This window comes from Vibrio sp. YYF0003, assembly GCF_036350715.1.
In the GTDB taxonomy this organism is placed as follows: Bacteria; Pseudomonadota; Gammaproteobacteria; order Enterobacterales; family Vibrionaceae; genus Vibrio; species Vibrio natriegens.
Window position 1 is genome coordinate 257,716 of record NZ_JAZDWA010000001.1, and the last position, 14,680, is coordinate 272,395.

10 protein-coding genes are annotated in these 14,680 nt (G+C 43.9%); 8 read left to right on the plus strand and 2 right to left on the minus strand.

Going from position 1 to position 14,680, the window contains the following annotated elements; translation table 11 throughout:
• Nucleotides 1–32: 32 nt before the first annotated feature.
• The gene (locus tag V1U08_RS01155) at nucleotides 33–2,534 is read right to left on the minus strand and encodes a penicillin acylase family protein (RefSeq protein ID WP_330469682.1); all 2,502 of its coding nucleotides are present in this window, start codon (nucleotides 2,532–2,534) and stop codon (nucleotides 33–35) included.
• Nucleotides 2,535–2,879: 345 nt separating this feature from the next.
• Between V1U08_RS01155 and V1U08_RS01160 the strand changes: the two genes are divergently transcribed.
• The 5 genes from V1U08_RS01160 (at nucleotide 2,880) to V1U08_RS01180 (ending at nucleotide 8,188) form a co-directional block, all read left to right on the plus strand.
• The gene (locus tag V1U08_RS01160) at nucleotides 2,880–4,634 is read left to right on the plus strand and encodes a DUF3466 family protein (protein WP_330469683.1); all 1,755 of its coding nucleotides are present in this window, start codon (nucleotides 2,880–2,882) and stop codon (nucleotides 4,632–4,634) included.
• Nucleotides 4,635–4,871: 237 nt separating this feature from the next.
• Nucleotides 4,872–5,135 carry a hypothetical protein gene (locus tag V1U08_RS01165; RefSeq protein ID WP_330469684.1) on the plus strand — a complete coding sequence of 88 codons (264 nt, stop codon included), beginning with the start codon at nucleotides 4,872–4,874 and terminating at the stop codon, nucleotides 5,133–5,135.
• A gap of 233 nt (nucleotides 5,136–5,368) precedes the next feature.
• The gene (locus V1U08_RS01170; RefSeq protein ID WP_330469685.1) at nucleotides 5,369–6,733 is read left to right on the plus strand and encodes an ATP-binding protein; all 1,365 of its coding nucleotides are present in this window, start codon (nucleotides 5,369–5,371) and stop codon (nucleotides 6,731–6,733) included.
• Nucleotides 6,734–6,778: 45 nt separating this feature from the next.
• Nucleotides 6,779–7,453 (plus strand): response regulator, encoded by a 675-nt coding sequence (locus V1U08_RS01175; protein WP_330469686.1) that lies wholly within the window; start codon nucleotides 6,779–6,781, stop codon nucleotides 7,451–7,453.
• A 174-nt stretch (nucleotides 7,454–7,627) separates the two neighbouring features.
• A complete protein-coding gene (locus V1U08_RS01180; protein WP_330469687.1) occupies nucleotides 7,628–8,188 on the plus strand; it encodes a DUF1439 domain-containing protein in 561 nt (186 codons plus the stop codon).
• A gap of 65 nt (nucleotides 8,189–8,253) precedes the next feature.
• Here V1U08_RS01180 and V1U08_RS01185 read toward each other — a convergent pair whose 3' ends face one another.
• Entirely contained in the window at nucleotides 8,254–8,688 is a 435-nt protein-coding gene (locus tag V1U08_RS01185; protein ID WP_020334802.1) for a MarR family winged helix-turn-helix transcriptional regulator, read from the minus strand.
• 241 nt (nucleotides 8,689–8,929) lie between these two features.
• Between V1U08_RS01185 and V1U08_RS01190 the strand changes: the two genes are divergently transcribed.
• The 3 genes from V1U08_RS01190 to V1U08_RS01200 all read left to right on the plus strand — a co-directional run bounded on the left by V1U08_RS01190 (nucleotide 8,930) and on the right by V1U08_RS01200 (nucleotide 14,362).
• The gene (locus V1U08_RS01190) at nucleotides 8,930–9,925 is read left to right on the plus strand and encodes an NADP-dependent oxidoreductase (protein WP_330469688.1); all 996 of its coding nucleotides are present in this window, start codon (nucleotides 8,930–8,932) and stop codon (nucleotides 9,923–9,925) included.
• Nucleotides 9,926–10,162: 237 nt separating this feature from the next.
• Nucleotides 10,163–11,296, plus strand: coding sequence for an exonuclease SbcCD subunit D (locus tag V1U08_RS01195; RefSeq protein ID WP_330469689.1), 1,134 nt, complete (start codon nucleotides 10,163–10,165; stop codon nucleotides 11,294–11,296).
• Between the two features lie 9 nt (nucleotides 11,297–11,305).
• Nucleotides 11,306–14,362: an SMC family ATPase gene (locus tag V1U08_RS01200; RefSeq protein ID WP_330469690.1), complete on the plus strand. Its 3,057-nt coding sequence runs from the start codon at nucleotides 11,306–11,308 to the stop codon at nucleotides 14,360–14,362.
• Nucleotides 14,363–14,680 lie beyond the last annotated feature (318 nt).

Genomic DNA, 14,680 nt, shown 5'->3' on the forward strand with positions numbered 1-14,680 from the left:
AAAGGCGTTTTTAAAGTGTCGTACTTCTTCGATTAATCTAACTCAATTTTACGAATTGTATTGGCTTCAATGTCTTCATTTATAAAGAGTACGTCTCGCCACTCTAATTCACTATAAAGTTGAGTCTGGTCGTCAAAGAAATCTGACTCTGGGTCATGGGATTGGCTGTAGCTCAAAAACATTTGCGCATTTGGACCCGTTTCATTGAACTCCAGTGCAAAAACAAAGCTGGAACCGTAATTGATGCGATAGCGTGCAGTCGAACCACTTCCGTCTTCATCTAAATCCGTCAGTGGGGAGTCGCTACGCGGCGCACCAACTACGACGGTTGCTAACTCAGAGGTCGAACGGGAAGGCACACTACTTTCAGCCATATTGAACACGCCTTCGTAACTGTTTCCTCCGGTAATAGGAATCGCAGTTTTGCCTTGCGCTTTAATCACGTATTGGATTGACCCTAGTGGTGCATCTAACGCAATGCCAGCGTCTGATAAGCGGTTAGTTGCTGTGGCTAATGCCTGAAGAATCGGGTCATTGTCCACATCATTTGTGTCTATCGCTTTTAAACCTGAAGGGGTTGTTGAAGGCGTTAGTGGGTTAAAAGGTACTTCAAACAATTCGTCGTTTAGCGATCGATGTCCTGACACCATGAAACTTGCTAAAAACTCTCTCATGATTTGCGCGCCAGTACTTTGCAAATTATACGTGCCATCCCAAGCGCTAAGTGCGTTACATGCTGGAGTGAGATTAAATGGTTGACCATCTACCTGAATACTTGGGTAGAGTGTACACCTCGAAACTAACTCGTTACGGAATTCTCTGGAAAATAGTGAGCCATTATGAGTCGCTACGGATTTAAGCTCTTCTAAAGAGAATCGACCGTCTGCACCAGATAAGCCAGTTCCTGAATCATCACTAATGAGCTGAGCATTGTAGCGAGTACGAGGGCTACGGATAGTTTGGTCTGGGCCATACATCAAACTGAACCCCTCTAACGGTGCATCCAGATTACTTAACCAATAACTGCTGTTGGCGTTGTACTCGTAATCTGTTCTGGTTTGTTGAGGAGCATTGGCGAATGGAACTAATCCCGGAGCACCGGCATTACCACTATCTACCCACTCATAAACCGAGCTGTTTCCGGGTAAAAGAACGTTGCCGGAGCCATCTTGCCAAATAGGTGCCAATTGAGGGCTCTGTGATGCAAGCGCCCAATAGCCCTCGGCTGCCGCGCTTAACTGAGGAACTTGTGTTCCATCGATGTAAGACGCGGTACCTTCGTCGGATATCATCAATGTATTTACCCATGGAATTCCCTGATTGTCAGCAAAAGCATCAAAGAACTCTTGCTTTGACTTCGCTTTTCCCATTGCTAACCATTGAGACAACATACGTGTATTGGCTGAGTTTGCATCACGGAAAGTAATCGCACTAGAACTCGTCCATCCTAATGTAGGTGAGATCGACGCCAAATTAACAATCGGCCCAAAGTGACTGTAATAAACGGTATGAGGGACCTCGACTAAGGAACCATCAGCTTGCTTTACTGTTACGCTGAACGTTTTTGACGTGATGTCTCTGTATTCGCCATCATAGCTGTAGCGGAGCGGATCTTGTGGGTGAAGATCGAGTTGGTATAGAGTAAATCGCTTGGATTGTGAAACCGTATGCGTCCAGCCCAAATTCTGATTGAATCCGATAACCACGGCAGGCAAACCAATCATCCCAACGCCAGTCACGTCCATTTCGCCAGGGATCGTCAGATGCTGTTCATAAAAGCGCAACTCGCCATCCCAAGGAAAATGAGGGTTTCCGAGTAGGGCTGATTTAGCATTCTCAACTTTATCCTCACCCAGAGCCCAGCCGTTACTTCCGATACCCTCTGAGGTAAATACGGTCTTTGTGTCCAACTGTAAATGGAAGTTTGTTTTTAGCTGTCTGCTGGCCTGGATAGCCTCTGGTGGAGTTGCTGCGGCGATGGCGGCTATGAAGTTCCGGGAACTGGCTAAAGCGGCAATATCAAGCTGATAGGCGAGCAAATCCTGAGCGGTAATCGGCGTTACCCATTCTGCGTTTCGGCACGGTGAAGGATAATTGTTTGTTGTAGCGCGTTCACTGAGTAATTGGTTAAACCCTTTTGCGTATCCTTCTAGTAACGCCTTTTCATCGGCAGGGATGTCAGCGTAAAGAGCGTTCGCTTGTTCTGGGTAGCCAAGTGCCAGATAACCCGCATCGGATAAAAAGTTTGAATAGTTTTCACCAACACCCAAATAGCGGGATTTTTGAGATTTTAACTTCATCAATTGCTCGGAAAGCGTGCAGAGATTATCTTCAGCTTGTGCGTATCCAATGCCATATCCTAAGCCAGAATAGCTATCCGCTTTAATGTGAGGGACGTTATGCTCGGTGTAAGTAATTGTCGCTTCATACGAGCCCTTGGAAGAACTGTCGTCGTTACAGGCTGATAATATCAACAGGGACACGATACTTAGTGTGGCCTTATTCAGTTTTGAAACTCTATATTTGTGACTCATTAACGCTCCATGTATAAGTTAGTGTAACAACTCTATAACATTATAGGGGCGTTAAGTACTGTCAATTTCCTTTGCAGCGATTCATGATGGAACGCAAGGTTCTGAAAATTAGTCTTAACTTCCTTAACCTATTTGGATTATCACCCCTGTGTATCGTCAAGAAGGTTTAGCGTCTTATCGTCACTTGATGCACTTATCCTTTTTTACTCCTTAATTCCCTCACATTGCCTCGTTAATTTGTGTGGCGATAGTTTAAATAATTCTTGTGATGTTTGAGTTTAATTAAGGATGTTTCTGGTGAGCATGCTGATTAAATTTACCCCAAATTGGTAAGTTAAATTAAATATGAAAGCGGTAAAAATCTCGTGTATTAGTTATTTATTGATAACGTCAGCCCAAACTCAAGCTGCTTTGTATCAGGTGATAGAAGTGACGCCTGATACGAGTTACAGCTATGAAAGTGCTTATGGTGTCGCGATTCAACCGTCCACAGTCACCGGTGAAAGTGACAACTGCTTTGAATCATCTTATGTAGAAGGGGATGGAATCTCTTGTTCAGCGTATACATTGGCGGGAGAGACTCGCCTTGTTGAGCCAAGTGAAGGGAAGGCCGTTGATGGATTGAGTTATCGTGAAGAAACGCCATTTGGTATTGATAACCGCTTTATGTATGTCCAGGAACAAGGTGATTTTGAAGACTACTGTGATGCACAGTTACTGTATGGTACCTGTGAATCATGGGCGGCTTTACATTGGGCACAGTGGAGTGACGAGCTAAGCGGTAGCACAGAGCCCAATTCAATCGCGTTTCTCGGTGACTATGATACCGGCACAGCCTACAACGAAAGCTACAACATCGTAATTAACTCATTAACTGAAGATGCTGAACCCGTGGGTATTCTGCATGACTTGGGAAATGTAACCAGTTATCTGCGTAATTACACCCAAGCTTTAGACGATACAAACCCAATTACGGATTCCTATCTGCAGTCAAGAGCGTGGAAAACAGACGGCGATTACACGGTAGGTAGCGTATCGACAAGCGCATCAAATGATTACGGTGACTTTTACTCGTCAAAGGCGGCGCTGTGGAGTTCGTCTTTAGGTTCGTTAGTTGAGCTGGATTGGGCAAGTTCGGTGTCTGATACCGCGGTATACAAAAACAGGACTGCACAAGGGAGCCTCCGCGATTTCGTTATTGTTGACAATACGTTATATAGCGTTGGCTACAACACTTACCTACATGATTCTTACTACTATTTCATGGAAGCAACGGTATTTTCTGTTGATTTAGATAGCGATGTTTTTGACGCAGATAACTGGGAAACAAAGAAAATCTCCGGAGCTGGCGTCGAAAGTGACGATGATTATATTTACAGCAATACCTTACTAACTGGCGTCAACAGTAACTTAGTCGCGATTGGTGAATCCAAGCGTTCTGGTAGTTATCCGTACGAAAATGCCGCATCAAACAGAATGTATGTTGTCGATGATATATCAGAGAATTCCCTATCGGCGACCTACTTGAGTGGTGGTATATTCTTTGACGGTGTTGGAGGCAAAGCGCGAGCAATTAATAACTTCAATGAAATTGTTGGACAAGTGGACGCTGAAAATACCAACGAAAGTAGCGGCAAACCGAGACGAAAGCGTGGCTTTATCTACCCATATGATGGAGAAGGTACCAGTGATACACGTAGCGCAAGGTTTAGTGATCAAGCTTGGTGGTTAGATGATTTGACCAATGGCGGTGATTATTCAGACGATAACAACTATTACCGAATTATAGATGCATCTGGAATAAATGATGCGGGCGTAATATCCGCGACCGCTTTAAAGTGTGAATCCGGATACGATGACACCAGCCACTTCGCCACCTGTGGTGATGAAGAAGAGGATGAACAAGTGGTAGCCGTTAAACTGGTTCCTATCGCTGGCGCTACTGCAGATGATATTGAAGAACGAAGTGATGAAGCGGAAGAGACAACCACAAGCCGTTCCGGAGGAAGCTTAAACTATTTCGGATTGCTTATTCTCTTGGCTTTATTTGGATACCGTACTTTCGCCAACAGTTCGTCCCTACGTACTAGAACACAGTAAATATTGTTCCATCTTGTTGCTTGGCTAATTTCATTTTAGCCACTTTAAAGCGAGCTCAACTTTGAGTTCGCTCTTTTTCGTTTCACTATTTCTGTAAATCAAAGCAGTCAATCTCCCTTGTCCCATTTATTTCGCATTACTCCATAATCTACTCACATTTTCCCGATAAATTGAGCGTCGGTTTAATAGGGCAGTCGTACGCATAAATAGTATGAACTGACTAACTGGAGAGAAAACATGAAAAAATTTGTACTAGTCACAACGACAATATTGATGACTTTCGGCTCATTGTCCGTATTCGCAGACGATCGACCTGCGCCTCCACCGAATGGCGACCGTCCAGAGCCACCATCGTTTAGTGATATTGATACTAACGGTGATGGCGTTTTGACTAAGGACGAGCTTCGAGGTCCGTTCCTTGAAGACTTCGACAAGCTTGATGTTGATGGAAGTGGTTCGCTTACGGAAGATGAATTACCGACGCCACCAGAGCCTCGATAAAAGTCGCTTCGTTAGTTTGACAAGCGAACAGCAGCAAGGTGAGTTACGTGATATCACACTCAGTAATGGTGACTTAAGATAGAATCGGTTATTGTGGAAAAGCATTAAGCGTTGTAACTCACCCATTGAACAAAAGTATTATCATCACATCCCGTAGGTCTGCCGTGCGTATTTCTCTGTTTCAAAAGCTGTTTTCTGCGTTACTCCTAAGTAGTGCTCTGGTTATAGTGATCATGGCACTACAAATTAACGCCAGTTTTAAAGATGGATTTCAGCGGTATTTGAACCAGGAAGAAATAGCCAAAGTGGGATTAATGGCGGAACGCGCAAGCCAATATTATTCTCAATCAAAAGATTGGTCGCGGTTTGAAGATTCTCCCCATTGGTGGGAGGATTTTCTGATGTTGTCTGGTGAAATGCCGCCACCGAGAGACGACATGCTTCCGCCGGGAGATCGCCAACCATTGTTGCATGCAAAGCCCTTTAAAGACCCGATGATGGCACCATTGAGCGCCAGGTTAAATTTGTTAGATGCTGATGAAAGAGTGTTATTTGGTCATTATGAAAACCTGGATGTCAAAGAAGGGATGCATCTACACAAAGTAGAAATTCTCTTTGAAGGTAAAGTAGTCGGCTATATTTCGGTCTTGCAAAGTGATTCTTTCAACAATCATTTAGCTGATCAATTCTTAAAGTCTCAAACCACGAACCTTATGATCATCAGTGTTGCTGCTATTTTCGTCAGTTTACTTTTTGCTGTTGTTTTTGTGCGTTATCTTTTGACGCCTTTGCGCGCGCTTCATCAAGGTGCTAATGCGGTACGAAATGGCAACCTCAGCTATCAGATTGAATATCACAGCAATGATGAAATTGCCGATGTAACTCAAGCATTTAATCACTTGGTCGACTCGCTGAAAACTCAAGAAGAGATGCGAGAACGCTGGCTGTCGGATATTTCTCATGAGTTGCGCACACCATTAGCAGTGCTCAGAGGGGAGCTTGAGGCGCTTCAGGATGGCATTCGTCGTCCTGAGCCAGCCTATATTCAATCCCTCCACCAACAAGTACTTACGCTCACTCAGCTCGTGGAAGACTTACGCGCTTCTGCAAAAGCAGACATCACGATTCGCTTGCAAACGGAGTCTGTGAACGTGAAAAGTGGCGTCGAAAATGTCTTGGTAAGCCATTTAAATCGCTTTGAGAAAAAGTCGCTGAGCCTGGATGTAGATTTTGCTATTGATGCAAACTTAAATATCCAAGCCGACAGACAAAAGCTGAGTCAGGTACTGAACAACTTATTGGAAAACAGCTTTCGCTATACAGACTCGGGAGGGCAGGTAAAAATCTATTTAGGGCAGGAACAAAGCTCAGTTTTGCTTGCCATAGAAGATAGCTCACCAGGTGTACCAAACGATGCACTGCCAAAACTTTGTGATCGACTTTATCGCGTGGATCAATCGCGTAGTCGAGCTTTTGGTGGTTCGGGACTTGGATTATCAATATGTAAAAGCATCATTCAGGCTCATAACGGTGACCTAAAACTGGAACATTCCAAACTGGGTGGTTTGAAAGTTTCTGTGCGTTTACCTATCGAATAGAGCCCGTTTTGCAGTTATACGTGTTTAGGATAAATAAGAAAAACCATGATACTAATTGTTGAAGATGAACCTTCATTGGCAAATGTTGTTTCCGACTATTTAATTCATAACGGATTCGAAACCCATATTATCGGTGACGGCAATCTGGTGATCGAATGGGTTAAGAAATACAAACCAGAATTGATTTTATTGGATCTGATGCTGCCAAATCGAAATGGGTTAAGTATCTATCGAGAGTTAAGAACCTTCAGCGATATTCCAACCATTATGGCGACGGCGAAAGTCGAAGAGATAGATCGATTACTGGGTTTGGAACTCGGCGCCGATGATTATGTGTGTAAACCATACAGCCCACGCGAGCTGGTGGTACGCGTCCGCAACGTATTACGAAGATACAACGCTATCAATACACCAAAAGGCGACGACGAGGTTGCCCCAATGATCATTGATCAAAGCCAAATGAAAGTGTGGGTAGATGGTGAGTTGATCACCCTAACATCGGTGGAGTTTAAGTTGCTCTCTTATTTTCATCAGCACGAAGGCCAAGTGTTCAGCCGCGAGCAATTGATGAATAAAATCTATAACGATGAGCGGATAGTCACGGACCGTACGATTGATACACATATCAAGAACTTACGCAAAAAGATATTTGCCGTTAACTCCGAGTTGGACTGCATTAAGGCCGTGTATGGTGTGGGCTATCGTTTCGAGATTGCATAAACCTGGCTTAATCTAGGAGAAGGGTAAACTAACGTTGTCGATTCTTCGTGCAACGACGTTACGTTATCGTCAGGATTTGGTGAAATCCAATAGCTTGAGCCTGTTTAGACTGTTTCTATCTCAGGCCCGAGTATAAAATTTAATGGATTACATTGGATAAATAAGAGCTAACCATTGAAGACGAAAATAAAAGCAAAAATCTTTGCCTTATCCGCTGCGGCATTGCTGCTTAACGGGTGTGCCAGTTACAGCATCACTGAACGAGATATGAATCAATATCTCCAAGACAAAGCGACAATTAACCAATCCGTTGGGGTTGAAAACGTCATGTATGCACAAGTGTCAGTCGATGATCTAGAAGTAAAAATTGGCCGAGTAGACAAGGACCGTATTTCGGTGTTTGCTAACACAACGGCGGATGTACAGTTTTTAACTCAACGAACGGTAGGCCTAGATCTCGACCTTGAATTCAGCGCGATTCCTAAATACGACCAAAAAACAGGTGAAGTGTTTCTGCAGTCACTTCGTCTGGAGAAATTTGAAGACAAAAGCAATTTACTGACACCGGAAATTAGCAATCTTATTAAACCCGCTGTTTCGATGATCGGCTACGCACTGTCAAATCAACCAGTCTATAAGCTAGAAAGTGATAAAGTGCAGTCCATTCTTTTAAAATCGGCAAGCCCTAATTTAGTCATCAAAAACAATCAATTAGTGATTGAGTTGTTTGATTAATCTCACAAACTAGCATGATCTGCCGTGACCGGTCTAAGATAGACAGTGACGGCAGTAATCAATCTTTATTTGTCATCGCTCTTGCGCAAATTTGTGTCTAATTCGAGACACAGCACTCTCAACGCTTCAATGCTTTCTGCCGTCATACTTGAGCGCGACTCTAGCTTTGCGGTCAATTCTTGCGCATCTTCCTGTAGCTGACTGCCTTTGGGTGTCAGTGAAATGACTTTCTTACGCTCATCTAACTCAGAAACTTTTCGGGTTAATAAACTCTTTGATTCCAATCGTTTAACAATCGGTGTCAACGTCCCTGAATCCAAATGAGTATCCTGAGAAAGTTCTTTCAAGCTCACGTTGTTTTTACACCAAAGTGAGTGCATCACAATGTACTGAGGGTAGGTAAGATCGTATTCGTCGAGCAAAGGACGGAAAGCACGTACCAACGAGTTGGTCGCCGTGTACAAAGCAAAACAAACGTTATCTGATAATTTCTCGGCCATAGATGAGTCCAATTTTGAGCAAGACGACAATATTAACAAATTCTGCGTCATTTAAAATCCATTGCGCACAAATTATTTTTGAGCAAAGTGGTTGCTTTACTCTCGAACTCAAGTTAACTTACTCGCAAATTGTTTGTGCACAAACTAAATTGCGAGACAATCAATCTGATTATCTAAGAGGTGATAACTGTTTATTACGAACGGTTAAACGCACATTGAAGCAAAAGTAAGAGAGAGCAATATGATCAGCCAACAAATCCATTTAGCATCACGCCCAGTTGGTATGCCAACAAAAGAAAACTTCAAATCTGTTGAAGTAGAGTTACCAGCAATTCAAGAAGGGGAAGTGCTAGTTAAAAACACTTGGATGTCTGTTGACCCATACATGCGCGGTCGTATGTACGTGAGAGAGTCATACATTCCACCATTTGAAATTGACCAGGTACTGGAAGGCGGGGCAATCGGAGAAGTTATCGAATCAAGAAATGACAACTTCCCAGTAGGCTCAAAAGTCAGCAACATTAGCGGTTGGCGTACGACTTTTATCAGTGACGGCACCGATTTAACTTTGTTACCAGCGGTTGGTTTACCAGATCAACACTTCCTAGGTGTTATTGGTATGCCTGGTTTAACGGGTTGGGTAGGTCTTTTTAAAGTCGCTCAACTTAAGCCGACAGATACCGTTTTTGTTTCCGCAGCATCAGGCGCGGTAGGTAGCGTGGTTTGTCAGATTGCCAAACTGCATGGCTGTAGAGTGATTGGTTCAGTAGGCTCAGATGATAAAGCTGAAATGGTAAAAGCAATGGGTGCAGATGCGGTTATCAACTACAAAAAAGTTGACGACTTGACGCAGGCACTACGTGAAGCTGCACCAGAAGGCATTGATGTGTACTTTGAAAATGTGGGTGGTGCGCATTTAGAAGCGGCGCTGGAAGTTATCAACCCATACGGTCGCATTCCGGTATGTGGCATGATTGCAGACTACAATGCTGACAAGCCTCAACCGGGACCAAGCAACTTACTGCAAATCAACACCAAGAAGCTGACGATGCAAGGCTTCATCGTAATGGATTACTGGGATCTTGCTGGTGAGTTCGTTGAGCAAATGGGTCAGTGGATCAAAGAAGGCAAAGTGAAGTCTGAAGAGACTGTATACGAAGGGCTAGAAAACGCTGCTGAAGCGTTCATCGGTCTATTCGAAGGCAAAAACAAAGGTAAGATGCTGGTTAAAATTTAATTAGCTAAAGTAAAACCACTGTCAATTCACAAAAGCCAGTCAGTAAATCTGACTGGCTTTTTTACATCCACTATTTTTGCTCGGGGCAATGGTTAGCCAGTTGTCGCGTTAATAGCACAAACTACATGAAAAGCTTACAAAGTCACGATATCCTAGCGGGACAATAAAGTAGCCTGTGCTCAGGTTCCGAAAGCCCCCATAGGCATACTAGAAAGTTATGGCAAAAAGTGAATTCGAATGAAGTTTATCCATACCTCAGATTGGCACCTAGGCCGACAGTTCCACAACGTTTCATTACTCGATGATCAGCAAGCGGTTCTCGAACAATTGATCTCCTACATTGAAGACAACCCAGTCGACGCAGTCGTCGTGGCGGGAGATGTGTATGACCGCTCTGTTCCGCCTACGGTTGCCATCGAACTTTTGAATCGTGTGGTAAAACGAATTTGTACTGATCTGAAAACACCGATGATTTTGATTTCTGGTAATCACGATGGTGCAGAGCGTTTGGGGTTTGGCTCTGAACAGATGAAAAACTCGGGTTTGCATATCATCAGTAACTTTGAAGATATGCTTTCGCCTGTTGTGATTACGACTAAAGCGGCTGGTGAGGTGGCACTTTACGGCATGCCTTATAACGATCCTGAGCAGGTCAGGTTTGCCTATAAAGAATCGGTTTCGACCCATGATGAAGCGCACAAACTGCTTGTTGAAAAAATTACGGAGCAGTTTCAACCGAAGCAAAGAAGAGTGCTTATCAGCCACTGTTTCGTTGATGGGGCGATTGAGTCTGACTCGGAACGCCCGCTTTCTATTGGTGGTTCTGATCGTGTAAGCCATGAGCACTTCCTGGATTTCGACTATGTCGCACTTGGCCATTTACATCAGCCGCAGAAGAAGGGTGAAGAATACATTCGTTACTCTGGCTCTTTGATGAAATACAGTTTTGGTGAACAGAACCAAAAGAAAGGTTTCACGCTGGTGGAAATCAACGAGAGTGGTTTTGCGTCTGCTGAGCATATTGAGCTGATCGCCCCGCATGAGATGCGAATTATTGAAGGTGATTTAGAGCAGGTCATTGAGAAAGGAAAAACGGACCCGAAAAGCGAGGACTATTTACTCGTTCGTCTGATGGACAAACATGCCATTTTAAATCCGATGGAAAAACTTCGTGCGGTCTACCCAAATGTTTTGCACCTAGAGAAACCTGGCATGTTGATCGGGGTTGAACAGGAGATGGCACAAGCCAAACTTGCTCGCAGTGAAATCGATATGTTCCGCGACTTCTTTAGTGAAGCGCAGGACAGTCAGTTGTCGCAAGAACAAGAGCGAGCCGTCAACGATATTATCAAGCAATTATCTCAGCTGTAAGGACCCCAAATGAAGCCTATCAAACTCACAATGCAAGCTTTTGGTCCATTCGCAAAAACGGAAACCATCGATTTCGAGAAGCTTGGTAATAACCCGCTATTTTTAATTAATGGACCAACGGGTTCAGGTAAAACGTCGATTCTCGATGCGATTTGTTTCGCGCTTTATGGTGAAACTACAGGTAATGAGCGTCAGGGTATTCAGATGCGATGTGATTTGGCCACCGCCGATCTGCCAACCGAAGTTACTTTGGATTTTTCACTGCACGGAAAGGTATACCGAGTTACTCGTGCCCCGGAACAAGAAGCGCCGAAGGCTCGTGGTGATGGTATGACCGTGAAAAAGCACACGGCTTCTCTGTATGAGCTGGGTGATAGCGAAAAACTCATTACCAGCAAAACCACGCAAGTTAAGACCGAAATTACCAATATTATTGGCTTAACAGAAACACAGTTTCGCCAAGTGATGGTACTTCCTCAAGGGAAGTTTCGCGAGTTACTTCTGGCAAGCTCTAAAGAGCGCGAAGAGATTTTCGGCCAGCTGTTCCAGACAGACATTTACAAAAAAATTGAGTATGCGCTCAAAGATAAAGCGAGCGCGATCAGTAAAGCGAAGAATGAGTTTGATAACCAGATTCGCGGCGCTTTGCAGGTTGCAGGAGTAAGTTCAGAAGAGGAATTGATTCAACAGAAAGAATCCGTTTCAGAACAACTGGAAGAAGAGAAAAAGAGTGAGCAAGCTTGTCTGGAAAAGCTCAACACCATTAAGTCCGAGTTACAAAAAGCGCAGGCATTGTCTGCTGAGTTTACTCGCCGTGAACAAGCTGAGGCATCGCTGAAGTTACATTTAGAAAATGCAGAAGCAATAGACGCGCGTCAGCAACGATTAGAGAAAGCGAAAAGCGCGAGCAAAATCGAGTTACAGTATGTTGCTGTACAGAACGCTAAGACGCAATCACAAGAGTTAACCCAGAAGATTAGTTCACTTAGCCATAACTTAACTGAAGCGACGAACGTGGCGGAAGGAAAAGAAGCTGAGCTCAAAACCGCGAAGCAGAATGCTGAACAAGTGCCTCAATTGACGCAATTGCAGTTTAACCTCGAAGGAATGAAAGAAAAGCTGATTGAAAAAGTGGACTTGGAAGCAAAAATCGCCAACGGGTTACAAGAGAAACAGCAATTTGAAACAAAACTGCAGCAATACATCGCTTTAAAAGAAAAACTGATGCAAGAAGCACAGCAGGGGCAAAAAACGCTTGATCAAGCCCGTGTTGATGTCGCGTTAGTGGCCAGTGTCGACGCTGAAATTAAGCAAAAGCAACGCCTTTTACAAGATGTTCAAAAACTGTCTGGTTTGAAGCAAGAGCTTGCTAAGCATGATGCTTTGACCTCCAGCAAGCAACAAAACCTTGAGCAAGATAAACAGGCCTATGTCTCGGCACAACAGTCAGCTGATCGCCTGGAACTAAAATGGCACAACGCGCAAGCGGCAGTTTTAGCCCAAAGGCTGCAAGCAGGGGAAGCGTGTCCGGTTTGTGGTAGTTGTGAGCATCCTCATCCTGCACAGTTTAGTGAAGAAGAGGTGACAAAAGAGCAAGTTCAAACGGCTCGCGCTCAAGAGCGTGCTGCGCAAACGTCATACAACCAGCTCAGTAACCAACTGGAGCAACACTATGTTGTTTCTCGACAATATCAAAAGCAACTGGATGACCTCTCAGAAGAGCTTGGTGAACACGCTACGACTGAAGCGGTACAAATTCAGGCAGAACTTCAATCCGCTCATGAAAAATTACAGCGTTTGACAGCCATTGATATTGCTCAGTTAGAGAAAAACGTCGAGCAGCTTAACCAGCGCTGCGTTGTTGGTGAAACAAAGATCAATGAGCTGCAAAATCAAATGGCGGCGAATGAATCAACAATCAAGGCAAATCAAGATCAGCTCAGTAAACTGTTGGCAAACATAGACCCGAAATATGGCTCGGTAGAAGTTTTAGAACAGGAAATTACTCAAACCAAAGAGCAGATTCAGCGCCTTAATAACAATCTGGAAAGTGCACAGTCGCAGCGTCAACAAGCGATGTTAGCCAAGTCGAATATTGAAAGTCAGCTAACCACCAACAAGCAATGGTTAGCGGAGTCGGAGCTAAAACTCAACGAGGCAAAATCGAACTGGCAAAAAGCACTGGGCGAAAGCCGCTTTAAGGATGAAGAAACTTATCTTCAAAGCAAAGCGACAGAACAAGAACTGCAATCGTGGCAACAGGAAATCGATCAATTTAAGCAAACTCAAATCAAGCTTGAGCAAACACTTAGTGATCTTAAACTAGCATTACAAGATATTGAAAAACCCGACATTGAAGCTATTAATGCCAACTTAAACATTCAACAGCAACACTATGTTGAATCGAGAAACAAGCTTGATTCTGTCAGGTCAATTTTTGAACGGCTGGAAAAAGTGCGCAGTGATATAGCGAGTTTGCATGACAAGAACAGCAAGCTAGAAGATGAGTATAAAGTCTTTGGTACGCTTTACGATGTGGCGAGTGGTAAAACAGGCAGTCGTATCAGTTTACATCGTTTTGTACTCGGTGTTCTTTTAGACGATGTCTTAATCCAATCCTCGCAACGATTAAGTTTGATGAGTAAGGGCAGATACATTCTGGCACGTAAGACAGAAGGGTTTAAAGGCGCAGCAGGCCGAGGGCTTGATCTCGTCGTTGAAGATGGCTACACCGGTAAAATGCGAGACGTTGCGACGCTGTCTGGTGGAGAGTCTTTCATGGCTGCACTGGCTTTAGCGCTTGGTCTGTCTGATGTGGTGCAGTCATACAGCGGTGGTATTCGCTTGGATACACTGTTCATTGACGAAGGTTTCGGAAGCCTGGACCCTGAATCTTTGGATCTTGCCATTCAGACCTTAGTCGACCTCCAGCAAACAGGCCGCATGATCGGTGTAATTTCTCACGTCTCGGAACTTAAAGAACAGATGGCGCAACGCATTGATGTGGAGCCGTCTCGTGTTGGTTCTACCGTTTCCGTTAAGTCTCAAATGGTGTTAGCTGACTAATTACTGTATCAATCCAATCTACAAGTGCTTTGCTGCTAACTTAGTCAACAAGCAGCAAGGCACCTCTTCTCAACACCTCGTTTCTATAATTTTCCGCTAGCTAACGCGAGAATTCAGTAATGGTTAATTAGTGCAGCCAAGAAGTATAAGCAATATTAACCAGTTAGCATTCTGCTTGATAAAAATATTAATAAAATATATGCAAATGGTTGTGTCACGCATAATCTGGAACTATATATTATACGTGTTTCATAGCACGTATCTTCCCGATTAAGTAGTCAGATTCGGGTTCATATTTCGCCTGAAAAGGAGCGTAAT

Coding starts and splice junctions, on each gene's coding strand:
- V1U08_RS01195 (WP_330469689.1), top strand. CDS start 10,163: ATGAAGTTTATCCATACCTCAGATTGGCACCTAGGCCGACAGTTCCAC.
- V1U08_RS01200 (WP_330469690.1), top strand. CDS start 11,306: ATGAAGCCTATCAAACTCACAATGCAAGCTTTTGGTCCATTCGCAAAA.
- V1U08_RS01185 (WP_020334802.1), bottom strand. CDS start 8,688: ATGGCCGAGAAATTATCAGATAACGTTTGTTTTGCTTTGTACACGGCG.
- V1U08_RS01165 (WP_330469684.1), top strand. CDS start 4,872: ATGAAAAAATTTGTACTAGTCACAACGACAATATTGATGACTTTCGGC.
- V1U08_RS01175 (WP_330469686.1), top strand. CDS start 6,779: ATGATACTAATTGTTGAAGATGAACCTTCATTGGCAAATGTTGTTTCC.
- V1U08_RS01160 (WP_330469683.1), top strand. CDS start 2,880: ATGAAAGCGGTAAAAATCTCGTGTATTAGTTATTTATTGATAACGTCA.
- V1U08_RS01155 (WP_330469682.1), bottom strand. CDS start 2,534: ATGAGTCACAAATATAGAGTTTCAAAACTGAATAAGGCCACACTAAGT.
- V1U08_RS01170 (WP_330469685.1), top strand. CDS start 5,369: ATGGCACTACAAATTAACGCCAGTTTTAAAGATGGATTTCAGCGGTAT.
- V1U08_RS01190 (WP_330469688.1), top strand. CDS start 8,930: ATGATCAGCCAACAAATCCATTTAGCATCACGCCCAGTTGGTATGCCA.